This is a genomic window from uncultured Tateyamaria sp. (genome assembly GCF_947503385.1).
Classification (GTDB): Bacteria; Pseudomonadota; Alphaproteobacteria; order Rhodobacterales; family Rhodobacteraceae; genus Tateyamaria.
The window spans coordinates 245,205-271,092 of sequence record NZ_CANNDO010000004.1 but is presented as its reverse complement, the minus strand read 5'-3'; the positions used below and the strand labels follow the sequence as shown (position 1 = coordinate 271,092).

Annotated in this window: 30 protein-coding genes; 8 read left to right on the top strand and 22 right to left on the bottom strand. The window is 61.7% G+C overall.

Going from position 1 to position 25,888, the window contains the following annotated elements:
• Positions 1 to 61 precede the first annotated feature (61 nt).
• Positions 62 to 370 carry a hypothetical protein gene (locus tag Q1A85_RS15180; RefSeq protein WP_299691089.1) on the bottom strand — a complete coding sequence of 103 codons (309 nt, stop codon included), beginning with the start codon at positions 368 to 370 and terminating at the stop codon, positions 62 to 64.
• A 100-nt stretch (positions 371 to 470) separates the two neighbouring features.
• Here Q1A85_RS15180 and Q1A85_RS15175 point away from each other — a divergent pair, with 100 nt between their 5' ends.
• Positions 471 to 1,073, top strand: coding sequence for a TetR/AcrR family transcriptional regulator (locus tag Q1A85_RS15175; RefSeq protein WP_299691086.1), 603 nt, complete (start codon positions 471 to 473; stop codon positions 1,071 to 1,073).
• Positions 1,074 to 1,197: 124 nt separating this feature from the next.
• On the opposite strand, the gene Q1A85_RS15170 is transcribed toward Q1A85_RS15175, so the two are convergent.
• The 7 genes from Q1A85_RS15170 to Q1A85_RS15140 form a co-directional block, all read right to left on the bottom strand.
• Entirely contained in the window at positions 1,198 to 2,109 is a 912-nt protein-coding gene (locus Q1A85_RS15170; protein ID WP_299691084.1) for a pirin family protein, read from the bottom strand.
• Between the two features lie 377 nt (positions 2,110 to 2,486).
• Positions 2,487 to 2,927 carry a hypothetical protein gene (locus tag Q1A85_RS15165; protein ID WP_299691081.1) on the bottom strand — a complete coding sequence of 147 codons (441 nt, stop codon included), beginning with the start codon at positions 2,925 to 2,927 and terminating at the stop codon, positions 2,487 to 2,489.
• Positions 2,927 to 3,346: an SRPBCC domain-containing protein gene (locus Q1A85_RS15160; RefSeq protein ID WP_299691078.1), complete on the bottom strand. Its 420-nt coding sequence runs from the start codon at positions 3,344 to 3,346 to the stop codon at positions 2,927 to 2,929. The genes Q1A85_RS15165 and Q1A85_RS15160 overlap by 1 nt, the downstream gene beginning before the upstream one ends.
• Complete coding sequence (locus tag Q1A85_RS15155) at positions 3,343 to 3,663, bottom strand: metalloregulator ArsR/SmtB family transcription factor (RefSeq protein WP_299691075.1); 321 nt, start codon at positions 3,661 to 3,663, stop codon at positions 3,343 to 3,345. Before Q1A85_RS15155 ends, Q1A85_RS15160 begins: the two co-directional genes overlap by 4 nt.
• The gene (locus Q1A85_RS15150; protein WP_299691072.1) at positions 3,660 to 4,067 is read right to left on the bottom strand and encodes a cupin domain-containing protein; all 408 of its coding nucleotides are present in this window, start codon (positions 4,065 to 4,067) and stop codon (positions 3,660 to 3,662) included. Before Q1A85_RS15150 ends, Q1A85_RS15155 begins: the two co-directional genes overlap by 4 nt.
• 101 nt (positions 4,068 to 4,168) lie before the next feature.
• Positions 4,169 to 4,915, bottom strand: a complete 747-nt coding sequence (locus Q1A85_RS15145; RefSeq protein ID WP_299691070.1) for a hypothetical protein — start codon at positions 4,913 to 4,915, stop codon at positions 4,169 to 4,171.
• Positions 4,912 to 6,198: a hypothetical protein gene (locus Q1A85_RS15140; RefSeq protein WP_299691068.1), complete on the bottom strand. Its 1,287-nt coding sequence runs from the start codon at positions 6,196 to 6,198 to the stop codon at positions 4,912 to 4,914. Before Q1A85_RS15140 ends, Q1A85_RS15145 begins: the two co-directional genes overlap by 4 nt.
• 120 nt (positions 6,199 to 6,318) lie before the next feature.
• Here Q1A85_RS15140 and Q1A85_RS15135 point away from each other — a divergent pair, with 120 nt between their 5' ends.
• The 3 genes from Q1A85_RS15135 (at position 6,319) to Q1A85_RS22980 (ending at position 8,247) form a co-directional block, all read left to right on the top strand.
• Positions 6,319 to 6,777 (top strand): MmcB family DNA repair protein, encoded by a 459-nt coding sequence (locus tag Q1A85_RS15135; RefSeq protein ID WP_299691065.1) that lies wholly within the window; start codon positions 6,319 to 6,321, stop codon positions 6,775 to 6,777.
• A 309-nt stretch (positions 6,778 to 7,086) separates the two neighbouring features.
• On the top strand, positions 7,087 to 7,590 hold the full coding sequence (locus Q1A85_RS22985) for a hypothetical protein (RefSeq protein ID WP_366140597.1): 504 nt from the start codon (positions 7,087 to 7,089) through the stop codon (positions 7,588 to 7,590).
• A complete protein-coding gene (locus Q1A85_RS22980; RefSeq protein ID WP_366140596.1) occupies positions 7,591 to 8,247 on the top strand; it encodes a phytanoyl-CoA dioxygenase family protein in 657 nt (218 codons plus the stop codon). It abuts the gene before it with no gap.
• Here Q1A85_RS22980 and Q1A85_RS15125 read toward each other — a convergent pair.
• Positions 8,244 to 8,819 carry a DUF6151 family protein gene (locus Q1A85_RS15125; protein WP_299691062.1) on the bottom strand — a complete coding sequence of 192 codons (576 nt, stop codon included), beginning with the start codon at positions 8,817 to 8,819 and terminating at the stop codon, positions 8,244 to 8,246. The two genes, Q1A85_RS22980 and Q1A85_RS15125, sit on opposite strands and share 4 nt — an antisense overlap.
• Before the next feature lie 3 nt (positions 8,820 to 8,822).
• Positions 8,823 to 10,097, bottom strand: coding sequence for a polyhydroxyalkanoate depolymerase (gene phaZ / locus Q1A85_RS15120; RefSeq protein ID WP_299691059.1), 1,275 nt, complete (start codon positions 10,095 to 10,097; stop codon positions 8,823 to 8,825).
• Between the two features lie 150 nt (positions 10,098 to 10,247).
• Between phaZ and phaC the strand changes: the two genes are divergently transcribed.
• Together phaC and Q1A85_RS15110 are read left to right on the top strand one after the other, a co-directional pair.
• Positions 10,248 to 12,053, top strand: a complete 1,806-nt coding sequence (phaC, locus tag Q1A85_RS15115) for a class I poly(R)-hydroxyalkanoic acid synthase (protein WP_299691056.1) — start codon at positions 10,248 to 10,250, stop codon at positions 12,051 to 12,053.
• A gap of 168 nt (positions 12,054 to 12,221) precedes the next feature.
• Complete coding sequence (locus Q1A85_RS15110; RefSeq protein WP_299691053.1) at positions 12,222 to 12,671, top strand: phasin family protein; 450 nt, start codon at positions 12,222 to 12,224, stop codon at positions 12,669 to 12,671.
• 97 nt (positions 12,672 to 12,768) lie between these two features.
• Here Q1A85_RS15110 and Q1A85_RS15105 read toward each other — a convergent pair whose 3' ends face one another.
• On the bottom strand, positions 12,769 to 13,635 hold the full coding sequence (locus Q1A85_RS15105; RefSeq protein ID WP_299691050.1) for a LysR family transcriptional regulator: 867 nt from the start codon (positions 13,633 to 13,635) through the stop codon (positions 12,769 to 12,771).
• A 106-nt stretch (positions 13,636 to 13,741) separates the two neighbouring features.
• On the opposite strand from Q1A85_RS15105, the gene Q1A85_RS15100 reads away from it, so the two are divergent.
• Positions 13,742 to 14,665, top strand: coding sequence for an epimerase (locus Q1A85_RS15100; protein ID WP_299691047.1), 924 nt, complete (start codon positions 13,742 to 13,744; stop codon positions 14,663 to 14,665).
• 72 nt (positions 14,666 to 14,737) lie between these two features.
• Complete coding sequence (gene phaR / locus Q1A85_RS15095) at positions 14,738 to 15,295, top strand: polyhydroxyalkanoate synthesis repressor PhaR (protein WP_299691044.1); 558 nt, start codon at positions 14,738 to 14,740, stop codon at positions 15,293 to 15,295.
• Here the strand turns inward: phaR and Q1A85_RS15090 are convergent.
• From Q1A85_RS15090 to Q1A85_RS15040, 11 genes are all read right to left on the bottom strand, one after another.
• Complete coding sequence (locus tag Q1A85_RS15090; protein WP_299691041.1) at positions 15,281 to 16,186, bottom strand: aminotransferase class IV; 906 nt, start codon at positions 16,184 to 16,186, stop codon at positions 15,281 to 15,283. The two genes, phaR and Q1A85_RS15090, sit on opposite strands and share 15 nt — an antisense overlap.
• Positions 16,187 to 16,231: 45 nt before the next feature.
• Positions 16,232 to 17,410 (bottom strand): DegT/DnrJ/EryC1/StrS family aminotransferase, encoded by a 1,179-nt coding sequence (locus Q1A85_RS15085; protein WP_299691038.1) that lies wholly within the window; start codon positions 17,408 to 17,410, stop codon positions 16,232 to 16,234.
• Positions 17,411 to 17,521: 111 nt separating this feature from the next.
• A complete protein-coding gene (locus Q1A85_RS15080; RefSeq protein WP_299691036.1) occupies positions 17,522 to 18,820 on the bottom strand; it encodes an FAD-binding oxidoreductase in 1,299 nt (432 codons plus the stop codon).
• A gap of 48 nt (positions 18,821 to 18,868) precedes the next feature.
• Entirely contained in the window at positions 18,869 to 20,227 is a 1,359-nt protein-coding gene (locus Q1A85_RS15075; protein ID WP_299691034.1) for a glutamine synthetase family protein, read from the bottom strand.
• Complete coding sequence (locus tag Q1A85_RS15070; protein ID WP_299691032.1) at positions 20,224 to 20,907, bottom strand: type 1 glutamine amidotransferase; 684 nt, start codon at positions 20,905 to 20,907, stop codon at positions 20,224 to 20,226. The genes Q1A85_RS15075 and Q1A85_RS15070 overlap by 4 nt, the downstream gene beginning before the upstream one ends.
• A gap of 40 nt (positions 20,908 to 20,947) precedes the next feature.
• Positions 20,948 to 22,282, bottom strand: a complete 1,335-nt coding sequence (locus Q1A85_RS15065) for a glutamine synthetase family protein (protein WP_299691030.1) — start codon at positions 22,280 to 22,282, stop codon at positions 20,948 to 20,950.
• A 52-nt stretch (positions 22,283 to 22,334) separates the two neighbouring features.
• Entirely contained in the window at positions 22,335 to 23,141 is an 807-nt protein-coding gene (locus Q1A85_RS15060) for an ABC transporter permease subunit (RefSeq protein ID WP_299691028.1), read from the bottom strand.
• A complete protein-coding gene (locus tag Q1A85_RS15055) occupies positions 23,138 to 24,022 on the bottom strand; it encodes an ABC transporter permease subunit (protein WP_299691026.1) in 885 nt (294 codons plus the stop codon). Before Q1A85_RS15055 ends, Q1A85_RS15060 begins: the two co-directional genes overlap by 4 nt.
• Before the next feature lie 20 nt (positions 24,023 to 24,042).
• Complete coding sequence (locus Q1A85_RS15050; protein ID WP_299691024.1) at positions 24,043 to 24,264, bottom strand: hypothetical protein; 222 nt, start codon at positions 24,262 to 24,264, stop codon at positions 24,043 to 24,045.
• Positions 24,265 to 24,339: 75 nt separating this feature from the next.
• Positions 24,340 to 25,062, bottom strand: a complete 723-nt coding sequence (locus Q1A85_RS15045; protein ID WP_299691021.1) for a transporter substrate-binding domain-containing protein — start codon at positions 25,060 to 25,062, stop codon at positions 24,340 to 24,342.
• 27 nt (positions 25,063 to 25,089) lie between these two features.
• Positions 25,090 to 25,863, bottom strand: a complete 774-nt coding sequence (locus Q1A85_RS15040; protein ID WP_299691018.1) for an ATP-binding cassette domain-containing protein — start codon at positions 25,861 to 25,863, stop codon at positions 25,090 to 25,092.
• Between the last annotated feature and the right edge of the window lie 25 nt (positions 25,864 to 25,888).

Here is a 25,888-nt window from a genome sequence, read left to right as displayed (position 1 = left end):
TCGAGCAGTGTTCCGTGTGGCGATGTAGCGGGTTCGCGCCTGCGCTGCAACGCGTTGCAGATCAGCCGGGCGCGCGGGCCAGTGCGCGGCGCAGCCGGGCACGGGTGCCGGTGTCAATGACGGGCCGGACTTGCAGCAAGCGGGCGCGGTTGCGCAGGGCGGCAACGCGCGCTTGGAGGCTTTGTGTTGTGGCCTCCGGATCGGACACGACGGCGGCATTGGCGGCAAGCAGCGGCTCGAGCGGGACGAGTGTCGGGAAGGGCGCATTTACAGCAGCGGGCGGGACGGTCGCGTCCAGATCGGGGAACTGCGTGCAGCCTGCGACAATCAGGGTCAATGGCAGTATCAGACGGCGACAGAGGGGGTGCATCGCGGCTCCGGTTCAGGCATGTTGCCAATGTGATGCACCAGCGCGCCGGAGGGCGCAAGCGCCGCTTGGATATGAACACGCGTTCAGTTAGCGTTATCATATGGCACGTACACAAGGCTCACACGCGCAGATCACCGGCCCACGGATCAGGGCGGCCGCGCTGCGCCTATTTGCGCAACAGGGCTATGCGGCGGTGTCGATGCGGGTGATTGCGCGGGAGGTGGGCGTGCAAGCGGGCGCACTTTACAATTATATCCCTGACAAGCAGACCCTGTTGCACGAGCTGATGCGCGATCATTTGCTGGAATTGCACGAGGCGGTGGGACCTTGTCTGGTGGGCGCTGCTCCTGCGCGGCTGGAGGCCTTTGTGCGCTTTCACATCGCCTTTCACCACGCACGCCCCGACGCGGTGTTCATTGCCTATATGGAGTTGCGCAACCTCACGCCGGAAAATTTTGCGGAGATCGAGGGGTTGCGGCGGCGCTATGAGCAGTTGCTGGCCGAGATGCTGCACGCGGGTGTCGAGGAGGGGGCGTTCAGTGTGCCGGATGAAAAGGTCGCATCAATGGCGATCATCGCGATGTTGACGGGTGTGAACACGTGGTTTCGGGAGGATGGACGCCTGAGCCTTGGCGATGTGCAGAACATGTATTGGCAGATGGTGGCGCGGATGGTGTCGGTGAGCGGGACTGTTTCGTCCTGACGGACGAAAGGCGCCCACCCACCGACCCATTTTGTCGTGCGCCTTGATTTTGAGCTTGGCTGACACGCTTTGTGGGCAAAGCATGTCCTTGCCACCGGGCGCGTCTGCATACGCAGCCGCGCCCTTAATGCGCAGGTTTGATGAAAGTGCCGTTGCGCAGTTCTTTCATGGCCTGCATCAATTCTTCCTGCGTGTTCATCACAATGGGGCCGTGCCACGCGACCGGTTCGTTGATCGGGGCCCCGGAGATCAGCAGGAAGCGGATGCCGTCCGGCCCTGCTTGCACAGTCACTTCGTCGCCTGTGCCGAAACGGACCAGCGTGCGGTCCCCGGACAGGTCGCGAATGTTGACTTCTTCGCCTGCGATTTCCTTTTCAAGGAGCACGCCGGCCGGGTTTGAGGCGTCAGCGAAAGCACCGGCGCCTTGAAATAAATAGGCAAACGCGCGGCGGTAGGTGTCGATCCGGAAGGTTTTCTTGACGCCAGCAGGCACCGAGATGTCGAGATATTGCGGATCGGCGGCGATACCGTCGACCGGGCCGGTTTTGCCCCAGAACGCACCGGTGATCACGCGCACGACCGTGCCGTCGTCATCGGTTACTTCGGGGATGTCCGTGCCCTGAATGTCCTGATACCGGGGTGCTGTCATCTTTTGGTCCGACGGCAGATTGCCCCAAAGCTGGAAGCCGTGCATCTGCCCGGCCGCATTGCCGCTGGGCATCTCCTGATGGAGAATGCCCGACCCTGCGGTCATCCACTGCACCGATCCGGCACCAAGCGTGCCGGAATTGCCCAAGCTGTCGCTGTGCGCCACCGTGCCTTCGAGCACGTAGGTGATGGTTTCTATGCCGCGATGGGGATGCCATGGAAAGCCCTTGGCGTAGTGTTCCGGCACATCGTTGCGGAAATCGTCAAACAGCAGGAAGGGGTCAAGCTCGCTTGGGTCCTGAAAGCCGAAGGCGCGGTGCAGGTGAACGCCCGCCCCTTCCATTGTGGGGACAGCCTTGCGGGTTTCGAGTGTCGGTCTGAGGGACATAGAAGCCTCCTTGTGACATGGGGTTGCCAACAAGATAGGCCCTGTCGGCCTGCGCACAATTTCACACGCCCGAACGGCATCTGTGCGCAGGTGCAGGGAAGCGGCGGGACCACCCGGACCGTGCGGTTCTCTCATTCCCGAGGACCTGTATATACAGGTGGGCGCCAGGTAACCGGGCCAAGACCCGGACAGAGCCAGCTCCCTCGGAATTGCTTAAGGCCACCGGAATGCAACCGTCCACATGAGGGGCAGAACCCGCCGCCTCGTTACATAGGCGGTCGGGCCGGGCACGGCAAGGAAGGGCCGGTGCGGCGCATTGGCCACCCGGCCCTTCGGGGAGGATTTTTTTGGGGACAGAGACGGGGCGAGCACCCGTATCAGGCCGCGGCCCCGCTGGTTTCGGGCTGGGCAGCATCGCCGTTCAGGTGATTGCGCAGACTGGATTCGAAAAAGTGTTCCCAGCCGCGGCGGCACACGTCGAAACAGGCAATCTGGGGTGTCAGCCCTTTGTGGGTGAGGGTGATGGCGCTGCCTGTGCCGGACGGTCGTATCTCCCAGATCAGACGCGTGCCTGTCCATTCATCGCTATCGGGCACGTCCGCGATGATCATGTTGGCGGCTGTGCAGGTCCAGCTGAACCGGCCATCGGTGGCACCCGGGTCAAAGGCGAAATCCACATGGCTGGCATTGAAGTGGATGGTGAACCCCGTGTCGCGTCGGTCGATCCGGGTGGACCACCAATGTTCGAGGTCGTCCACGATCTTGCGGGCTGCCATGTCGGGTGGGGTTTTGGTCTGGATGGTGGCGGAATAGTCCATTATGCGGCCTCCGGCAGGTCGGCGCGCAACCGGGCGAGGTGTTTGTCCCAGCCGTCGTCGAAAGCGAGCATGAGATCAAACGCCTCCGCTCCCTGTGGCAGGCCGGTATGTTCCAGCGCCAGATGCGTCCCGCCCGGCACGTCTGTCAGGGTCCAGCGCACATGGGTCACGGCATCCCCCATCGGCCCGGCTGAAAATGTGTATTCCAGCAATGCGGGTGGCGTCGCCTTTTGCACCGTGCCCCAGATCACGGGCTTGCCGCTTTCTGCGCCGTAGCAAGTATAGTCCTCGCCTTCGGTCAGGGGCGTTTTGGGCGCGTGGAACCATTTGGCGAGGTGTTCGGGCTGGGTCAGATAGTCCCAGACCATCTGGCGGGGCGCTTTGAGGTAGAGGGATTTTTGCAGGATGTTGTCGGTCATTGGAGGTCCCTTTCAATGGCGGTTTTGAGGTCGGAGAGGCGGTCATCCCAGAAGCGGTCGTAGATTTCGAACCACGACAGGACAGGGGCGAGACCAGCGGGGTTGAGCCGGTTGATGCGTTCGCGTCCGCGCGCCTCGACCGTGATGAGGCCGCCGTCACTGAGCACAGTCAGGTGCTTTTTGACTGCGGCGCGGGTCATATCGAACCGGTCGGACACTTGCGCGATTGTCATGTCCTGCCGGGTCAGAAGCGCGAGGATGTTGCGCCGCGTGGGATCGGCGAGGGCGCGAAAGGCGGATTGGGTGGCGTCCATCATTGTGCCACCGGCACAAAGTCGAATGCACCGTCCTGATAGAGCAAGGCGACACAAGGTGTTGTCGAGACACAGGCCGAAATGTGCGGCAACCCTGCGGGCACCTCGTAATACGCGCCTGGCCCGATGGGCGCGGTGTCTGCACCGGGGATGGCGTGGGTCATCTCGCCCTTAAGGATCATGCCGTACATGTTTGCCGATTTGGTGTGAACCGGGCTGACGGTGCCTGCAGGCAGGCGGACCATGGCAAAATACGCTTCGGACCAACGGTCGCCCGAAAGCGCGGCAAAGGCGACACCTTCGGGTGTGGATTCCCATGCAAGGTCGGTATCGGGGGTCAGTGTGATGGTGGGATCGGCGGTGGCGGGTGCGGCGATCAGGGCGGCAATGCAGGCGAGAGGTTTCATGCGGGTCCTCCAATATGATTCCATTTGGTATCATATTAATGAGATACCGAAAGGTATCATGTCAACCCGTGCATTGCGCGCATTGCAGCCTCGCGTGCAACCTATTCAGATGTTTGGGTAAATCCGTAGCGTTCCAGCTCGTCGGGCAGCAGAACGTAAATTTGGTCCGGCGGAGTAGAGAGCGCATGTGTCATCACAAGCGGGTCGATTCCCATCTCGTCAAGATAGGTCATCACTTCGGCCTGACCGCGCTGGATGTCTTCGACCGCGAAGGCTGCGGGCAGGAATGTGTTTTCGCCGAAATAGTGCTGATGCACGCCGACAGAGGCGTCATCTGCAATGTCACGGGTCGGACCTGCGGCCAGCAGGTAGGGGCAGGCGGAATAGCAGAACTCGCCCGCCAGCATCCGTGTCGCAATGCCCTTGTTGCGCAAGTGACGGCCAAGGGCGAGCGCGTCCTGCACCGATCCGCCGGGGGATTGCAGGATCACCGTTTCGGGCGCGGGCTGCACCGTGTCCAACTGGTCTGCTATGCGCGCGGCATCGCCCGCTTCGATCCCGCCTTCGAGACGGTAGGTGCTGCCGTTGCTTTGGGTGAGAACCAGCCGTTCGGGCAATTGGCCGGGATCGCGGGCTGGCTGGACGACGGGGCGGTCACGGTCGGGGCGAAAGGTGCGGCGTTGGTCGCCGGGCCGGACCGGTTCGGTCAGGCGCGGGGCGTCGGGGCCAAAGCTGGGCAGGCGCAGGCCGCGCATGTCACCAATGACCAGCAGACCGCCGAGACCGATCTGAAAGATCAGCACGCCCATCAGGGTGCGGGCGACGGGGTTCTTGGGCATCGTGCTCATTCGGCGGCGGGGCGCGGTTTGGGATGCGGTGCGGGCGGTGTAACGGCCTCGGGCATGTCCTGCATTGCCTGTTCTACGTCGCGAATGGCGACCATAGCCGCGCGCAATTCCGCAAGTGTCATGGTATCCTCCACGCCTGCCCCTTCGCGGCCGCCGCGGATCGCGCCTTGGGTGATGGCAAGGATAAAGACCAGCACGGCAGGCAGCAGGTCAATGGCGATGGCTCCGGCCCAAGAGGGCACAAAGTTGCGGGCATAGAGGATCACCGCGTCCGCCGATGAGATCGGGGTATAGGTCACGTCCGGTGCCGGTTGCAGGGCAATCACATTTTGCGCGGCGCGTTCCAACGTCTGCGCACGCTGCGCCAACACTTCGAGCACGGAGGTGATGGTGGCGGCCTGATCGCTGCGCCCCTCTTCGGTGCTGCCGTCAAGCTCGGGCAGAACAACGGAGGCGGCGAGGTCCTGTGCCGCCCGCTCCACCAGCGGGGCGACGGACAGTTGCCGCATCTGGGTGATCAGGCCCGCAAGGCGCACAGCTTGTTCGGAAAACTCGACGCTGCGCGCCTCCACCGGGCCAGGTTCGACGGTCAGGGCACGCATCCGGCTGAGAATGGCATTGCCTTCGGCAAATGCTGCCTCGACCAGCGGGGTCTGGGTGCTGATCTGCCCTTCGAGCCCCGACAACTCACCAGCCTTTTGGCGCAGAACCCGAAACACTGCGCCGCGCCCCGCCAGACCGGACAGCGAGCCTGCGGCTTCCTGTTCGCTGAGATCTTCGAAGGATTGGCGCACACGCGCCACGTCGCGTTCCAGCGACTGTGCGGTAATTGCAACCTCGTGTGCGCGTTCAAGGCTGGACTGATAGTCCTGCACTGTCTTGGCCAGATGCTGTTCGACCGCTGCCGATCCGGCCAATGCCGCGGCGTTCAACCAAGACGACATGGCGACAATGGCGAGCGATCCCAGACCCATCGCGGCCAGCAACCCGGTGCGGGCGCGCGTCGAACGGACGGCAGGGAACAGGCGCAGCATGTAGGACCAGAACACGAAAATCCCCACGGACACCGCAACCGAATAGGCAATCGCGGCCAGCACCGACATGGCACCGTTTTCATCCAGCAGGGATGACACGCCGAGATAGGTATAGATGCCTGAGGCGGTGGCGAGCACTCCCAGTGCCGTGCCCGAAAACGTGTCGAGCCAGCCCAGGTGCCCCTCCAACTCGCGGGCGTAGCGCACGCCGCGTGCCTCTGCCGCGGTCAGCGTCCTGTCTTCGGTCATGTTGCGCCCCCATGGCTTTTGATCGTGTCAAGCTATGCGCTGGGTCCGGCAACGCCAAGGGGCCGATTTGTGCAGATGCGCCCCCTTGCGTTTGTTCATCCTTTGTTCATATTCTTGGCCATGACTGATCTGACCGATCCTCCGACCCTGATGCCAGGGCAATTGCTGGCGCGTGGCGTGGCGCGGCATTTGGCCTCGCTGGGGTGGGCCACGGTCGAGGAACTGGTGCCCACGCGCGGGCTGCGCGTCGACGTTATGGCGCTGGGTCCCAAGGGCGAGATTTGGGTGGTCGAGTGCAAATCGTCCCGTTCGGACTTTATGTCGGACCACAAATGGCAGGGTTATCTGGACTGGTGCGATCGGTTTTTCTGGGCCGTTGACAGTGAATTTCCCGTGGAGCTGTTGCCGGATGACAGCGGTCTGATCCTCGCCGATGCCTACGACGCCGAGATTGTGCGGATGGCCCCCGAAGACAAGCTGGCACCCGCACGGCGCAAATCGGTGATCCAGGGTTTTGCCAGCCACGCCGCGCGCCGCCTGCACATTTTGCGCGATCCGGGCGCGCATTTGGGCTGGTGAGACGGCACCACGGCGGCACCGAAAAAAGTTTCGCATAAAACGGCGACCTCGCGCCTTGTTCCTGTGACTCTGGCAAGCGCGGTTGCGGCGTCTGGTGAACGGTGATCCGGGATTCTCGTGTCACAGCCCACCGGAGAACGCGGTCGCGGTCTGGCAGAGCCTATGAGGCGGCCTTGTACAACCCCCATCCAGATTAGGTGCAAGATCGCGTCCTGCAGGTCGCCCCGCATATGTGGGGCGGCCTGACATTTTCTGTCTGGCCTGACGCCTGTCGCGCCGCATAACATTTCGGGCAGGGAGGATGGGCTAATGAAAGACCTTTTGATTGCGGCACGCGGCTACTTTGATCCGCGGGCGTGCAGCATCGACGATTTCAGAGCATTGATCGCACGCAAGACGGTGCCGGACATGTGCCCGCAAGCGGCCGACATTCAGTCCAACGTGCCGATCTACGATATGGACGCGCTGCGCCCCGCGCTGGAGGTTGACAATAGCCGCCTTGCGCTGATGAGCGAGTGGGCCGAGGTGATGCTGACGGGTCCGGGGGCTGTCGTGCTGAAACGGGCCTATGCGGACACAGGCGTGCTGGATGAAGCGACCGAGATTTTCAATACGATCATCGCTGAGGAGAAGGCGGACAAGGGCGGCGGGGCTGACCACTTTGCCGCCGCCGGGGCCAACGACCGTATCTGGAACGTGCAGGAAAAGCTGTGCCTGCGCGCCCCGGACGTTTTTGTCCGTTACTTTGCCAACACCACATTGGACGCGATCAGCGAGGCGTGGTTGGGCCGGGGGTATCAGACCACCAGCTAGGTGAACCTCGTGCATCCGGGCGGTACCGCACAAGAGGCGCATCGCGACTACCATCTGGGCTTTATGACGGCAGAACAGGCGGCGGGCTTTCCGGTGCATATGCACCTTTTGTCGCCTTTGTTGACGCTGCAAGGCGCTGTGGCGCATTGCGATATGCCGGTTGCATCGGGACCGACGCAATTGCTGCCGTTTTCGCAGGCCTACCCGGCGGGTTATATCACCTTTCGCCAACCGGAATTCCGCGCGGCCTTCGCGGCGTCAGCGGTGCAGGTGCCCTTGGACAAGGGAGATGCGCTCTATTTCAATCCGGCGCTGTTTCACGCAGCCGGAGAGAACCGGACGCAGGATGTCGAACGGATGGCCAATCTGATGCAGGTGTCGTCGCCCATGGGCCGTTCGCTGGAAAAGCTGGACCAGCTGGCCATGGCCAAGGCGATCTATCCGCATTTGGGGCAAGTGTCGGGTCTGGAACAGGTTGCGGCCATTGCAGCGGCTGCCGAAGGCTACCCGTTTCCCACCAACCTCGACACCGATCCGCCCGTGGGCGGGCTTGCACCGGAGAGCGATCAGGCGCTGTTGCAGCGCGCTGTGGCCACCGATCTGTCTGTGGATGCGGTCAATGACGCGCTGGATGCGGCAGCAGCCAAACGGGGTTAGGGCAGGGGCAAGGCGTTCCGCTCTGCCTTTGACACCAGATGGACCTCTGCGACCGGTCTGCCATCCGGGTCAAAGAATGGCGTGTCCTTCCACCGTCCGCTGACCCGTGCGCCAATGGCGCGGGCGGCAAAGCCTGCAATAAACCCTGCCAACCCTTCGTGCCCGCGTTTGCCGTTGGGTTTGCGGACAAAGGCGCGGGCCCGCACCGGGCCAAGTGCGTCGCTGTCCGCCAATCGGTCTGTGCGAAACGAGGTAAAGCTGAGCTTGGGGGAACGCGCCGTCAGAAACATGGTCGCGCCGCAGCAGCGCGCCTGCCAGCGCAGCGGGCCTTTTTCGCTGAAGGCGAACGGGGCCAGTTGGTCGGCACCTGCATCGATCCGCACGCGAAACGGTGTCGTCTGGTAGAGTTGCACCGCACCCGGTGCGGGGTCAGGTTGTCCGGCATAAACCTCGGCGGCCCGGCAGTCGTGGCAAAAGCACTCAACGCGGGTGCCAGTTCCGGGTCCGGCCCCGACAAGTGTCCCACGCAGAGTGTTGCAATTGCACGCGAATTTGAGATCCGCGCCCGCCATGACTTAGGCGGCCGCGTTCTTGTTGGCGGCCTTCTTTGCCGCACCTTTGGGGGAGTTGGCGTCGATGAAATCCAGCACCAGCGGGCGGATGTTGTTGCGCCAGCTTTTGCCTGCAAAGATGCCGTAGTGGCCTGCACCCGGCTCCACATGGCTGGCCTTTTTCTCGTCCGGCAGTCCGGTGCACAGCGCCAGCGCCGCAATGCACTGACCGGGGGCGGAGATGTCGTCATTCGCCCCTTCAACAGTTTTGACGGCCACGGTGGTGATTTTGCCAATATCCACGCGCTTGCCACCCACCGTAAAGGCGTTCTGGGCAATCTCGGCGCGCTTGAAGATGCGTTCCACCGTCGACAAATAGAATTCGGCGGTCATGTCCATCACAGCGAGATATTCGTCGTAGAATTTGTTGTGCTTGTCGTGATCGCCTGCCGCGCCCTTGGCGACGCGGGCAATCTGGTCGGTGAAGGCTTTGGAGTGCTTTTCGGCATTCATCGACATGAACGATTGCAGTTGCAACAGACCCGGATAAACCATGCGGCCCACGCCCGGATATTTGAAACCAACACGCTGGATCATCAACTCTTCAAGCTGGCCCATGGTGACGCGGCGACCAAAGTCTGTGACGTCAGTGGCGTTGGCGTCAGGGTCGATCGGCCCGCCGATCAGGGTCAGTGACCGGGGCTGCGCTTTGGGGTCTTCTTCGGCCAGATAGGCCGTGGCGGCGAGCGTCAGCGGCGCAGGTTGGCAAACGGCGATGACATGTGTGTCCGGGCCCAGTTCGCGCATATAGTCGACGAGGTAGAGCGTGTAATCTTCCACATCGAACTTGCCCGCACTGACGGGGATGTCGCGGGCATTGTGCCAATCGGTCACATACACCTCGCAATCGGGCATCAGCGACATCACGGTCGAACGCAGCAGCGTGGCATAGTGGCCGGACATGGGGGCAACCAGCAGGACCTTGCGCTTGCGTTCTTTCCGGCCAGTGACGTTAAAATGGATCAGATCGCCAAAGTCGCCGGGTACAACCACATCAATGCTGACGAGGTGGTCCTTGCCATCTTCGGCGGTGAAAGAGGGGATGCCCCAGTCGGGTTTGACGACCATGCGTTGAAAGGTGCGTTCTGTCACCTCGCCCCAGGCGCGCATCCATTCCATCGCCGGATTGGGCAGCATCGCCATTGCCGGGTACGCACCCACGGCTGCGGCGGTCGCGCCCAGCCACTGGTTCGTGTTGCGCATCGTTTCCATAAGGTCGTAGCTCATCATGTAGCGCATGACCAAAACTCCTGTACAAAGGGGCGAAACGTGACAGTTCCGCATCGGACGGTTTGTCGCTTTGCCCCCTGAAACATGCGACCATACACAGACACCAGGCACGGAAGTGCGCGAATGCTGCATGTGCGAGACTAGGACGAAGAGGTTAATATGACAACCAGTGACACCACCTCTGGTGCAGTGACGGGTGAAAACCTCGACAAATTGAACACAAATCTCCGCAAGGTTGAGGAACTGACACAGCGACTCACCCAGGTCATGACGCACCGCAGCACGCACAATGCCGCGCTCGACGGCCCGAATCAGGAGCTGTTTGGCAAGGCGGCCACCGCCTATTGGCAGGAGGCGCTGCGCGACCCCGCCAAAGTGCTGGAGCATCAGTTGCAGTTCTGGTCCAAGTCCGTCACACACTTCGTCGAGGCGCAGCAGGCGCTGGCCAGTGGCAAGCTGAAGGCGCCGGATGATCCGGGGCCCAAGGACCGCCGCTTTGCCAACCCGCTGTGGGACACGCATCCCTACTTCAATTTCGTCAAGCAACAGTACCTGATCAACGCCGACGCGGTGATGCAGGCGGTCGACTCTGTTACCGATCTGGACCCCAAGGAAAAGCAGCGCCTTGGGTATTTCTCGCGGCAAATCCTCGACATGATGTCGCCCACCAATTTTCTGGCCACGAACCCCGATGCGCTGGAAAAGGCGGTCGAGACCGAAGGCCAGAGCCTGATTGACGGTTTGGAAAACCTGATTGCCGATCTTGAGGCCAATAACGGCGAACTGGTGGTGCGGCTGGCGGATGAAACCGCGTTCGAACTGGGGCACAACATCGCCACGACACCGGGCAAGGTTGTCTATCGCAACCGTATGATGGAACTGATCCAGTACACACCGGCCACCGAAAAGGTTCACAAGACGCCCATCGTCCTGTTCCCGCCATGGATCAACAAATTTTACATCCTCGACCTGAAACAGCAGAACTCTCTGGTCAAATGGATCGTCGATCAGGGCTATACCCTGTTTGTGGTGTCGTGGGTGAACCCCGATGCGGCCTATGCCAGTGTCGGCCTCGAGGACTACGTCGAGGACGGCTATTTGACAGCGATCCGTGAGGCCAAGGCGATCACCGGCGAAAAGCATGTCAACGCCATTGGCTACTGCATCGCGGGCACAACCCTGTCGCTGACACTCAGCCTGCTGAAACAGCGCAAGGACAAGTCGATCAAGTCGGCGACCTTTTTTACCGCGCTTACGGATTTCGGGGATCAGGGCGAGTTTTCTCCCTTCCTGACGGACGATTTTATTGATGGGATCGAGGCGGAATGCGCAGACAAGGGCATTTTGCCATCTGTCATCATGGCGCGGACGTTCACGTTTTTGCGGGCCAATGACCTCGTCTATACCCCCGCCATCAAGAGCTACATGATGGGACAGACGCCGCCTGCATTCGATCTGCTCTATTGGAATGGCGATGGGGCGAACCTGCCCGAGAAGATGGCAATGCAATATCTACGCGGCCTCTGTCAGCGCAATGAACTGGCGGAAGGCGGGTTTGAACTGCTGGGGCACAGGCTAACACTCGACGATATAGACGTCCCCGTCTGTGCCATCGCCTGCGAGACGGACCATATCGCGCCATGGGCCAACTGCTACCGCGGAGTGCAGCAGTTCGGCTCCAAGGACCGTACGTTTATCAAGACGCAGTCGGGCCATATCGCGGGCATCGTGAATCCGCCGTCCAAGAACAAGTACGGGCATTACACAAATGACGATCTAAGCCTTGATCCCGAAGCCTGGAGCGCAAGTGCTGCCTTTCACGAAGGGTCGTGGTGGCCCCGCTGGGAGGCGTGGTTGAACAAGCGCAGCGGGGCCATGGTTCCGGCACGCGAACCGGGTGATTCCACGCACCCTGTGCTGTGCGATGCGCCCGGAACATACGTTACCGTCAAGGCCAAGCCCTAGGCGAGCAGGCGACCAAAGCTCTGATTTTCCTTACGCTTTCCCCCGGGTCATGCCATTTTGCCGCACTGCAGCAAAAGGGTTGATTTTCTGCACTGCAGCATTCATATTGTTTGCAGATGCAGAAAGCGGGAATGATCCTGCTACAATCGAAAGCAAGGACTGAGTACCATGGCCAAAGCCACACAAGATATGACCGCGATGTTCAAAGACGTTATGGGTTCGTTCCCCGTCGACACCGCAGCAATGGAAGACGCTTTCAAAACAGCGACCACGCTGAACGAAAAGCTGAGCCACGTCGCCATCGACGCCGCCGAGAAATCCACCGAGATCTCCTCCAAGTGGACCAAAGAAACCCTGGCAAAACTGGGCGACATGTCCAAAGCCAAGGCAGAGCCTGCCGACTACGCCAAAGCGATGACCGACTTCGCGTCGTCCTACGCTGAAGTGACAGCCGAGCACATGGCCGCCTTTGCCGAAGTTGCCAAGAAAGTGCAAATGGACACCGTCGAACTGATGATGGCCGCAGGCAAAGACATGAGCGAAGACACAGCCGCAGCAGTGAAAAAAGCAACCGGTGAAATGACTGCCGCTGCGAAAAAAGCTGCCGCTGCCAAGTAAGCGCAACGCTTCAACAGAATATCGCGCTAACTTCCTCCCTGATACAGCGCGGTGACTGTGGCGGGCTCCTCTGGAGCCCGCCTTTTTCTTGTCCGGGTCAAAGTCGTGACAGCGCCTCCGCCAGCGCATCATAGACCGTGCGCACCCTTGGCACCCGGCGCAGATCAGGATGAGCGGTCAGCCAAATGGGCAGCGTACCCACAGCGTCCGGCCCAAAAAGGCGCTGAACACGCGTGTCGTTGTCGCCGATCACACATTGGGTAAACCCCACGCCGCATCCCGCCAGCACCAGTTCCCAACAAGCCACTTGATCGTCGCAGCGCACGCCAAACGCGTGCCGGTCCAGCGTCAGGCCCCGTGCGCGAAACCCGTCAATGATCTGCGTGCTGCGGTCATATCCGATCAGGTCATGCCGCGACACATCCTCGATCCGGCTGGGCAGGCCTTTGCGCGCTATATAGCTGTGGGCGGCGTAGGCACCAAGCGCCACATCTGCCACGTGCCGGGTGATCACATCGTCCTGCGTGGGCCGGTACATGCGCAGCGCAATGTCCGCCTCGCGGCGCAGCAGGTTTTCGGTGCTGTCGGAGGCGGCAAGCTCAATCTCGATTTCGGGATGTGTGACGCGCAATTCCGCGATTATGGCGGGCAAGGTGAAATGCGCAACCACCCGGCTGGCCGTGATGCGAACAGTGCCGCTGAGGCCCGGCGTGGCGTCCAGCGTGTCGAACCGTGCCGCCGCCTTCTCCATCGCTTCGGCGTGGTGCAACAACTCTGCCCCTTGCGTGGTGAGGGCCATACCCTCGCGGCCACGGTCAAACAGGCGGATGCCGAGATCCGTTTCCAACTGTGCGATGTGACGGCTGAGCGTGGGCTGGCTGCTTTGCATGGCGCGCGCGGCTGCTGACAGGGACCCGTGCTGCGCCACGGCGGCAAAGGATTGAATTTGGGACCAGTCTGGCATGTGCCTATGTATCCAAAAATGGATGGTAATATCCGAATTAGGGCAAGTGATATTCGAACAATGACTAGATAGATAGGGGCATGTTCAAGCAAAAGGAATGTGTTTCATGGAAAAGGTTTTGATCCTCGGCGCGTCGGGCCGGTTCGGGCGTGCCGCTGTGACGGCATTTGCGGACCCAGGCTGGGCGGTCACGCAAACCGCGCGGCGCTGGCCGCAATCCGGGGCAGGGCGCGTGGCGGTTGATCCGTCGGATGCCGATGCGCTTGCGACAATCGCGCAGGGCCATGAGGTTATCGTGAACGCACTCAACCCGCCATATCCCGACTGGGCCACTGAGGTGCCGCGCATGACCCGCGCGGTGATTGCCGCCGCACAGGCGAGCGGTGCAACCGTGATGATCCCCGGCAATGTATACAATTACGGTGCCGGGATGCCCGAGGTGCTGCGCGAGGACACCGCTTGGAACGCCACCACGCGCAAGGGAAACATCCGCGTTCGTATGGAGCGCGCTTATCTCGAGGCTGACGTCCGCACCATCGTGCTGCGCGGCGGCGATTTCCTTGAGGCCGCGCAAAGTGGCAATTGGTTCGACGATCAAATCGCCGCCAAAGCGTGGCAGGGCAAGGTGATGTATCCCGGCCCGCGCGACGTGGTGCACGCATGGGCGTGGTTGCCGGATATGGCGCGCGCGATGGCAGGGCTTGCCGCCAAACGCGGGCAATTCGACCGGTTCGAGGAGTTTGGGTTTGCAGGCTATGCGCTGACCGGCGATGCGCTCATCTCTCTGGTAGAGCAGGCGATGGGCAGGCCATTGCGGGTCTCTGGTATGCCTTGGACGCTGGTACGGGCGATGGGCCTCGTGTCACCGCTGCTGCGCGAAGTGGCCGAGATGCGGTATCTGTGGTCTGTGCCGCACCGCATCGACGGGACCAAGCTGGCGCAGGCGCTGCCCGACCTGACGCTGACCCCGCCAGCAGAGGCCATTGCCACTGCACTTGCAGCATGGGCGCCCGTCGCGCGGGCCGCGTGACGCACGTGGCGCTTTCTTTTTCGCATTTGCGCGCCTAAGCTGCGATGCAGCACGTTTGCGGGGAGAAAACACGTGACAGACAAACCAGCGCCCTTGCTGATCAAGCGATACGCCAGCCGGCGTCTCTACAACACAGAGACGAGCGATTACGTAACGCTTGAAGACATCGCAGGCTTTATCCGCGACGGGCGCGAGGTGCAGATCGTGGACCTCAAGACCGGTGACGACCTCACCCGTCAGTACCTGTTGCAGATCATCGCCGAACACGAAAGCCGTGGTGAAAGCGTTTTGCCCGTGGATGTGCTGAACGATCTGGTGCGCAGCTACATGACCGGCGGCGTGTCGGTGGTCCCGCAATTCCTGCAAGCCTCGTTCGAGATGCTGCGCGACGGGCAAAGCCGCATGGTCGAAAACATGTCTGCGATGAACCCGATGGCCAAGATGCCCGGTTTCGACGCGATGCAGGCGCAGCAAGAGGCGTTTCTGAAGGCGATGACGGGCGGCCTTGGCACGGCAGGCTGGACCGGTGGCAGCGGACCGGCACCCGACGCCAATCAAGAGGGCGAAGACCTCGACGCCATCAAAAAGCAGCTCGCCGAGTTGCAGGACAAGCTGTCAAAGCTGTCCTGACACCGGCGTGCGGTGCGCGTCGCGCATGATCCAATCGAAATAGCGGTGCCGGAGTGCAGTGGCCTTTGGCCCCGCTGCCCCGTTCGAGAAATGCCGGTCGTCCACCTGCGCCACAGGGATCACGCCGCCACCGGACGAGGACAAGAACACCTCATCTGCCGTCCAGAACTCCTCCAGTGGCAGAGGCCGTGTTTCGGTCTGTAGTCCCACCTCGGCACACATCTCAAGCACCGTGCGGCGCGTGATGCCATGCAGCACACCGTGCTCTGAGGTGACAACCCGATTGCCAAAGACGGCAAAGACATTGAACCCTGGCCCTTCGGTGACGTTGCCAGCGTGGTCCAGCAGCAATGTCGTTTCGAAGCCGCGGTCCTTGGCCTCGAACAGGCCGGAGGTGAAGTCGCCCCAGTGATAGTTTTTGACCGTCGGGTCCACGCTGTCTTGCGGAATGCGCCGGACGGTTTTGGCAATCCAGACGCGTGTGCCCTTGGCCGCAGCGTCGGGTTTGACGATATGTACGTAGGGCACGCACCATGCGTAGAAGTGGTTGGAACAATCACGGGGATCGCGGCTGCCCGGCACCGGGTTGCGTCCCCGGGCGGCGACCATGGCCACATAGGCGTCCCGCAAGGCGGAGGCGGCCACCATCTGATGCAGCGCGGCACGCACGCCGTCTGCGTCCATGCCAATGTCAAAGCGCAGCGCCGTCAGCGAGGCCATGAACCGCGCCACGTAATCGTCAAGCCGAAAGAACGCGCCCTGCCAGACCGGCACCACGTCATAGGCGATGTCCGAATGGGTGACGCCCCAGTCGGTGACCGGGATTGCAGCCTCGGCGATGGGGATGATCCGGCCGCCCATCCAGGCGGCCCCGTTGGTAAGATCTGTCATGGCCACGGACCCTAGGGTGCGGTTGCGCCCGAGGAAAGAGCGGGCTCAGGCCGCCTTGGCCCCCTCTGACGTGGCGATCGCTGCCAGCAGGGCGCTGGCCACAGCGTCCAGCGTGTCGACCGGCAGATGCACCGGCAGGCGTACGTCACAGGCGCGCATCAGCATGGCGCGCGTTTGGGGAAGATCCGGCAAGTTGGGAATGAACTGCCAATTCCAGAAAGCGCGCGCATTGTCGGCACTGGCACCGAACACCTGAACCTTGACCCCAAGCGCTGCGGCTTCCGCCACAAAGGCCGCAACCTGTGCATCGTCCATATCCACCAGATTGAACTGGATCGAATCTGGTGCGCGCACCTCGCCGGGCAGGGGAGCAGGCACGTGGATATGCGGGCTCTGACCCAGCAACTCTGCCACGTGATCATGGTTGCGCCGCCCGTCCACGACCCGCCGCGCCAGATGCGGCAGTTGCGGACGGATAACCGCAGCGCTCAGATTGGACAGGCGCAGGTTGTAGAGCGGCAGTTGGTTTTGATGTGCGGCAAAGGCGTCCTGCAAGACGGGGTGTTTCTTCCAATTGTGCTCATAGGCGCCCGACATGATGATGGCCTGCGCCACGAGGTCGGCATCGTCGGTGATCATGATCCCGCCTTCGCCCGCGTTGATCATCTTGTAGGATTGGAAGGAAAAGCAGCCGATTGTGCCGATGGTCCCGATCTTGGTCCCGTTCCACGTGGTGCCGAGGCTATGGGCCGCGTCCTCGATCACCGGAACACCGGCGGCATCGCACAGCGTCATAATCGCATCCATGTCGGACGTGTGTCCGCGCATGTGGCTGACGATCACCGCCCGGCAACCCGGCAACTTAGCGGCAAAATCCACCATGTCGATGCGGTAATCCTCGCCCACCTCGCACAGAACCGGCAGACAGTCGGCATGTATGACCGACGATGGCACTGCGGCAAAGGTAAATCCGGGTATCAGAACGCGCGCATCCCGCGGCAGGTCCAGCGCCTTGAGCGACAAAAACAGCGCGGCAGAACAGGATGACACCGCCAGCGCAAAGCGGGTGCCCATCATCTCGGCAAATTCCGCTTCCAGCAGGGACACGGGCGCGTCGGTGGCTGCGGTATAGCGAAAGAGATCACCAGAGGTCAGCAAACGGTCAATTTCGGCGCGAGCCTCGGGCGGGATGGCTTCGGCGCTGTGCATATCGGGGAGGTTCATTTTCGAATCCCTTATGTTAATCTGTTGGTTTTCTAAATTCACTACGCGCAAAATGAAACGGTTTTGTGTGCCGCGGACGGCAACACACGCAAATTCACGCTGATCGCGGGATTACAGACCGAGCCGGTCGCGCATCGAATACCATGTCATGGCAAGAGCCAGCAGCGGTGTGCGCATCGCGGTCCCGCCGGGGAAGGGTATCGTGGGCAGGGCGGCCATGGTGTCAAAGCCGTCGCCATCGCCCTGAATGGCCCGCGCCATCAATTGCCCGGCTTGCGTGGCGGTGCCGACCCCATGCCCGGAATATCCCGAAGCGCTCAGCACGTTTGGCGCCAGCCGCACGAGATAGGGCAAGCGTTTCATCGTGATGGCCAGCGTCCCACCCCACGCATAATCGATGGGCACGTCGGCGAGATGGGGAAAAATCTCTGTCATCGGCTTGCGCACCTTGGCCGCGATATCGCGGGGAAAGCGGTAGCCATAGCTTTCGCCGCCGCCAAACAGCAGGCGTTTGTCATGGCTGAGCCTGAAATAGTTCACCACGAACCGACCGTCGGATACGGCAATGTCCTGCGCCAGCACTTGATCGGGATCATCAAGCGGTGCTGTGGCGACGACAAAATTGTTGATCGGCATCACGCGCGCTGCAACCTGTCCCGACAGCCCGCCCAGATAGCCGTTGCAAGCAAGGATGAGGTGATCCGCCTCAACCACACCGCCATCGGTGCGCACCGTCACCTTTGCCCCTTCAGAGATGTCGTGGACCGCACTGCCTTCATAAATCACCGCACCCGCCGCCTCAGCCGCACGCGCCAGTCCCAGCGCATAACGCAGCGGGTGCAGGTGCCCCGGCTCCCAATCCAGAATGCCCCCTTTGTATGCAGGTGAGGGGCAAAACCGGGCAAAACCTGCGGCGTCCAAAACCTCAAGCGGGTAGTCATAATGCCGTGCCATATGTTCGGCATAACGGTGCAGGTCGTCCACGTCGCTGCTATGCTCCGCCGTCCACGCGAGCCCCGGTTTCAGGTGGCAATCAATTGCGTGTTCAGCCACCAGTGCCTTGACCAGGGCCACTGCAGCGCGTCCCATATCCCACAGGACGCGTGCCCGGTCGTGCCCGACCATCTGTTCCAGATCGGGCTGTTCCACGCGCTGTCCGGCACCCAACTGCCCGCCATTGCGCCCCGAAGCACCAAAACCCACCCGCTGCGCCTCGACCACGACCACGCGCCGTCCGGCCTGTGCCAGATGCAGTGCTGCCGACATCCCGGTATAGCCCGCACCCACCACACAAACATCCGCCTGCACCGTGCCCGGCAAGGGTGCCCGAACCGGCCCGATGTCGGACGTGGCGGCGTACCAACTGTCCGGATAGGTTCCGGGCCGGTCATTTGCGTAAAGCAGGTTCACCGTCTCTGTCCCAATAAAATCCCCCCCCGGAGGGCCGGTCTGCTGACCTCAGACGTTCAGCAGCAGATGCTCGCGTTCCCACGGGGATATGACTTGCAGGAACTCGTCATATTCGGCCCGTTTCACGATGGAATAGACGCGGGCAAAGTCCGGTCCCAAAACGTCGTGCAGCGCCGTGGCATTGTCAAAGAGATCTAACGCCTGACCCAGAACACGGGGAATGTCCCCATCGCCTTCGTAAGCGTCCCCCCGGAATTGCGGCGACGGGCGGCGTTCTTCCATCAGACCGATATAGCCGCAGGCCAGTGACGCCGCGATGCCAAGGTACGGGTTGCAATCCATGCCCGCGATCCGGTTTTCGACCCGCCGCGCCGCCGGGTCCGACAGCGGAATGCGGATGCCTGTGGTGCGGTTGTCCCGCCCCCATGCAAGGTTGATCGGGGCGGCGTGGTCTTTGACGTATCGGCGGTAGGAATTGACGAAAGGCGCCATCACCGCCAGTGCCGCAGGCATGTGGTTCTGCAACCCGGCAATAAAATAGAAAAATGCGTCCGTGTCCCCGTCCTGCGGGCCGACAAACAGGTTCTGGCCGGTCTCGATATCGAGGATGGAATGATGGATATGCATGGCCGATCCGGGTTCGTCCTCGATCGGTTTGGCCATAAACGTCGCAAAACAGTCGTGCCGCAGCGCCGCCTCACGAATGAGCCGTTTGAAATAGAACACCTCGTCCGCCAGTTTGACCGGGTCCCCGTGGCGCAGGTTGATCTCAAGCTGGCCTGCGCCGCCTTCCTGCGTGATCCCGTCGATCTCAAAGCCCTGCGCTTCGGCGAAATCATAGATGTCGTCGATCACCGGGCCAAACTCATCCACCGCCGTCATCGAATAGGCCTGCCGCGCTGCCGCAGGCCGTCCCGACCTGCCTGTCATGGGTTGGATTTCCTGCGCCGGGTCCAGATTGCGGGCGATCAGGAAAAACTCCATTTCCGGGGCCACCACGGGTTTCCACCCTTGTGCCTCGTACAGGCTTACGACCCGCTTGAGCACGTTGCGCGGGCTGAACGGGACGGGTGCCCCCTTGCGATCGTAGGCATCGTGGATCACCTGCAACGTCCAGTCCCCGGTCCATGGCGCGGCGGTGGCCGTCTCCATGTCTGGGCGCAGGATCATATCCTTTTCGATGAACCCTTCTTCCCCTGCGGCCTCGCCCCAACCGCCGGTGATGGTCTGGTAAAAGATGCTGTCGGGCAGATGGAAAAAGTCCTGCCGCGCGAATTTGGACGCCGGCACAGCTTTGCCGCGCGCGATGCCCGGCAGATCGGCGACGATACACTCGACCTCGTCCAGCCGCCGCCCGTCGAGATAGGTTTGTGCCGCCTCGGGCAATTTGCTTGTCCAGTCGCTCATCCGGGCATTCCCTGTTTGAAAAAGGCGGCCATGTCGTCAGCGACCCTGTGACGGTCGGTGGGCGCGTCCAGTGTGGCGCGCGCCGCCTCCAGTTGCGGATCGGGCACGACGCCGACACCGCGGTGGGTCGCCAACGCCTCGATCATGTCGGACCCGAATTCCGGGTGCGCCTGCACCGTCCAGATCCGATTGCCATAGACCAGTGCCGCGTTCTCGCAGAACCTGTTGCTGGCAATGACCTCGGCCCCGTCCGGGCGTGCAATCACCTGATCCTGATGCCACGCATTCATGGCAACCGGCGCACCCTTGTACGTGTAGTCCTGCCGCCCCACAGCCCACCCGCCGTCGAATTTGACCACGGTGCCCCCCATCGCCTGTGCGATGATCTGATGGCCAAAGCAAACGCCGATCATGGGCCGTTCTGCGCGATGAATGGCGCGGATCAAATCCTCCAGCGGCGGAATCCAGGCGTGATCCTCATAGGCGCCGTGTTTGGACCCCGTGACCAGCCAGCCGTCGCACAGGGTGGGCCCGGCAGGAAATTCCATGTCGACCACGTTGAACGTCTCAAAGGTGAACCCATGCCCATCCAGCAGCCGCTGAAACATGGTGTCGTAATCGCCCAGGCTGCCCAGCACTTCTTCTGGGGCGTGGCCGGTTTGCAGAATGCCGATTTTCATGGGTCTCTCTTGGGCTTACGGGGCAAGGATATGGCGGCGCTCAAACTGTGTCGAGGTAGATTTCAACCCGTTCGTCCGGGTCAAGCGAAGCCATCAGCCGCGCCTCCTGCCGCTTGGTCATCAGAAGGTTGTCGCGCAGCATGTCGGGAAAGATGCGCGCCATCTCCGCTGCACCGTCAAATGCGTCTATGGCGGCGTCCCATGTGGCGGGGACCTGTGGCAGGTCCTGTTCATAGGCGTTGCCCGTGATCGGCGCGGGCGGCATCACGCCGTCCTCGATTCCGTTTGCCATGGCTCCCAGCACTGCGGCCAGCATCAGATACGGGTTGATGTCTCCGCCCGCCATCCGGTGTTCGATTCGCCGTGCGGCAGGCGGGCCACCGGGGACCCGGATCGCGGCGGTCCGGTTTTCATAGGCCCATGCCATGCCGGTGGGCGCATGTGCGCCTGGCACCATCCGGTCGTAGGAATTGGCGTGCGGCGCAAAGATCAGGGTGCTGCCGGGCATTGCAGACAGACATCCCGCAATCGCGTGCCGCAGCATCACGGCCCCTTCCGGGCCGCCGTCATCAAACACGTTGCGCCCCACGTCGTCGAGCAGCGAAGCGTGCATATGCATACCGGTCCCCGCATAATCCGCATATGGCTTGGCCATAAAGGTGGCACAGAAGCCGTGCTTGCGGGCCAGCCCCTTGGCCAACATTTTGAACAGCCACGCATCATCGGCCACTTTCAGCGCGCCGTCCTGATGGGCGAGCGTGACCTCGAACTGGCCCAAACCGCTTTCCGATATTGTTGCATCCGCCGGGATGCCCATGGCAGCGCAACCATCGTAAAGCTCGGTAAAAAACGCATCGAACTGGTCAAGCAGGCGCAGGCTGAGAATCTCACCGGCGATGCGGCGCTTGCCGGACCGTGGCGACGCGGGCACGCGCAGCGCGTCGCCACGATCGTCGATCAGAAAAAATTCTAGTTCCACCGCTGCGACGGGCCGCAACCCGAGCCCCGCCAATCGCGCGTCGACCGCCGCAAGCGCATGGCGCGGATCACCGGCAAAGGGCGCGCCGGCCTCGTCATACATCCACACCGGCAGCAGCGCCGTGGGTGTCTCAAGCCATGGCAGCGGTACAAATCCACGCTCCGTGGGGCGCAGCACGCCATCCTGATCTCCCGAAGCCAGCACCAGCGGGCTGTCCTCGATATCCTCGCCCTGAATGTCGAGGTTCAGCACCGATTTGGGAAACCGCATCGACCCGGCAAGCGCCTTGGCTCCGGACGACACCGGCACGCGCTTGCCACGCGCCACACCGTTCAGATCGGACGCGGCCACACGCAGGGCGCGGATGTCGGGGTGTTCAGTTAACCAATCCTGCATCTCGTTTTCTTCTGACCAAAAATACCACCGCCGGAGGCATAAAAGTAAAATCCTACCGGATCAAATTCGGCTTTACCCTCAGCCGCGTACGCGCACCCTGTGGCAAGTGCCGGTTCAGCCGCCGGTTCACAAGCCCAAAGAGCCCGATCACCAGAAGTGTCAGTAGGATGAAATAGAAGGCCAGAATGGGATAGGGGATGAACGGATTGAACGTCTTGTCGGCAAAGTAGTTCGCGTAATACAGCGCATCGCCCCGTTGTCCCCGCACTGGAAAGGCCGAAAAGAACACCAGCGTCGTGGCGTGAAACAGAAAGATTGCCTCGTTCGTGTAGCCAGGCCACGCCAGCCGCAACATCGTGGGCCAGATCACCCGCCGAAACCGTGACCATCCGCTCAGACCGTAGGCATCTGCTGCCTCCACCTCCCCCTTGGGGATAGATTGCAACGCACCGTAAAAGATTTCTCCGGTATAAGCGGAGGTGTTGAAAAACAGCACCACCAGCGCGCCCGCCCACGCGGCGGTGAAAACGTCAAAAACGGGCAACGGGGCCTTGAGCTGTAGGAAAAAGAAATACGCAAAGAAGAACTGAATGAAGAGCGGCGAGCCGCGAAACACAAAAATGAACCATTCCGACGGTTTGCGCAGCCACCGGTTGGACGAGGTTTTGCCAAGGGCCACAGCGGTGGCGAGGAAAAAGCCCGCACACAGCGCCAGCAAACCAAAGTAGATGTTCCAGATCATGCCCGACCCGATCAGCGTGAACTGCTCGCACAGGGTGAAATCTTCGCGCGGGAGGCGGCGTTCGCCGACGCCGATGGCGCGCAGCCCGTAGGCCTGAATGGTGTCAAAGCACGTCATGCGGCGGCCTTTCGCTGGGCTTCGCCGGCGGTGGTGGCCTGACCATGGCTCAGCCGCGTCATCAGGCGGTCCAGCGCCACCTCGGAGGCGCGGGTGAACAGCAGGTAGAACACCAAGAGCGCGAGGAAATACCACATGCGCCAGTCGCCATGCGGGTACTCAGTAAAGCGCGGCGTTTTGATCCCGCCCAACTCGCGCGCCCAATAAACGAGGTCCTCGACCCCCAGCAGGAAAAGCAGCGGCGTCGCCTTGATCAGCACCATCCACAGGTTCGACAGTCCGGGCAGGGCATAGACCCACATCTGCGGCACCAGCACCCGCCAGAATGTCTGGCGCGGCGACATGCCGTAGGCTTCGGCTGTTTCCAGTTGTGCGTGCGGCACCGCACGCATTGCACCAAAAAGGACGTTCGCGGCAAAAGCCCCAAAGACGATGGCAAACGTCACAACAGCCAGCGTGAAGCCGTAGCTTTCGTGAACCCATTGTGGCGCGTTGCCCAGCGGCATCTTTGCCGCTTGGCAGACCACGAAATCATTGCCCTGACGCACCGGTTCGGACCAATCGGGGCACAGCGCACGATGGCGCAGATATTCGATCGCCTGATCCAGCGCGATCACGAAAAACAGAAAAAACGCGATATCGGGGACGCCGCGGACAATCGCGATATACCCCTTGCCCAGCCACGACACCGGCATGATTTTGGACCGCGCGGCAGACGCACCGGCAAAGCCAAAGGCAAGCGCAGCAGGTGCAGTCACGGCAAGCAGAAACAGCACCGTAAACACCGACCAATACAGCGACATGTGCTTGGTCGTGGTCAGGTAACAGGCCATCCACTGCCAGTCAGGCAGGGTGCTGGGATCGGTGCAGAATGAAAACATCAGTGTGGTTCACAGGTTCCTCAGGCTTCATCCTCGTCAAAGAAGATGCGACCGGACACGCGCACCGTGTCCGCATTCGGGGGCAAAGGCACGCGCCCGGGCCCCGACAACTCCACATGGACCAGTTCCGCGCCATGCGTGTCCAGATAGGCGCGCACCTGCGCTTCGGCTTTTGCCGGGTCGCCGGACCGTGTCTGGTATTCGCAATAAAACGGCCCCTCGGCGCTGCGTGCTTCGACCATCAGGGAAAGACGGGCGGGGGACCACCCCCGCAGCCGTCCAAATTGTGTTCGTGACAAAGTGGTCACGTCGGAACATCAGAACGTGTCGCCGATTTCCCATTTGGTGATCAGCGCGTTCAGCGAGCCGTCTTCCTTCATCGAGGTGATGGCCGCGTCGAACTTGGCTTTCAGTTCGGCGTCGCTCTCGCGCACGCCCATGCCGACGCCGCCACCCAAAAGCTCTTCACGCTCAAGGAACACGAGGTCGTCGTCCTGTGCCACCACGTCTGACAGATAGGATTTGTCAGCCAGAACCACGTCCGCTTCGCCGTTTTTCACGGCAGCGATGGTTTCTTCGGGTGTCGAGAACTCAAGCAGGTCCCAGCCCTGTTCCGCCACAAACGACGCGTGGATGGTGCTGGTTTGCGCAGCAATTGTCGCGCTGGCCACGTCGAGGTCGGCGGATGTCGCCGCATAGGCCGACGGATCGGGCAGGGTGTAGCCTTGGGTAAAGTCGATGACTTCGTCCCGCTCGGCCGTGATGCTCATGCCCGCGATGATCGTGTCGTAGTTGCCGGAGACGAGGTTGGGGATAATGCTGTCCCACTCGTTCGTGACCCATTCGCAGGTCAGTTCGGCCCGCGCGCACAGCTCGTCGCCCAGTTCCCGCTCGAACCCGTCGACTTCGCCCGCATCGTTGATGAAGTTCCACGGAGGGTAGGCCCCTTCGGTGCCCATGCGGACAACAGCGTGGCCATCGGCCATGGCAAGTGTCGCGGTGAGGGTCACGGCGACAGTGGTCAAAAGGATGTTTTTCATCTCTTACTCCCTTGGTTTTGTTTACGTTTACGCGGCACGGGTCGCGGATAAGAACCCGCGCAGTCGTTCAGATTTCGGCGCACCAAAGAGGGCGTCCGGCGGACCTTCCTCTTCGATCAGCCCTTGGTGCAGGAACACCACGTGATCGCTCACGTCGGCGGCCAGTTTCATATCGTGTGTGACGATCAGCATGGTGCGCCCTTCGGCGGCGAGGTCCTTGATAACCTTGACCACCTCTTGCTCCAGTTCCGGGTCGAGCGCAGAGGTTGGTTCGTCAAAAAGCAGCGCCTCGGGTTCCATGCACAAGGCGCGCGCGATGGCGGCGCGTTGTTGCTGCCCCCCCGAAAGCTGTGCAGGGTAAGCGTCGCATTTGTCGCCAATGCCGACCTTGTCGAGATAGGCGCGCGCGGCGGCTTCGACCTCTTTCGGGTCACGGCGCAGAACTGTGACAGGCGCTTCCATCACGTTTTGCAGGATGCTCATATGCGCCCACAGGTTAAACTGCTGAAACACCATGGACAGGTTGGTGCGAATGCGCAGCACCTGCTTGGCGTTTGCAGGACGACGGTTGTGGTTGCTGCCCTTCCACGCCACGTCCTCGCCCTTGAACCGGATTGTGCCTTGCTGGCTGTCCTCAAGAAGATTGCAGCACCTCAGCAGCGTGGATTTGCCGGAGCCGGAAGAGCCGATGAGCGAAATCACCTGTCCGCCCTGTGCCGTGATATCGACGCCCTTGAGCACCTCAAGCGCACCATAGGCTTTGTGCAGGTCACGGATTTCAATAACGGGTGTGTCGGACACGGCGCACGTCGGTCAGCTTCAGGTC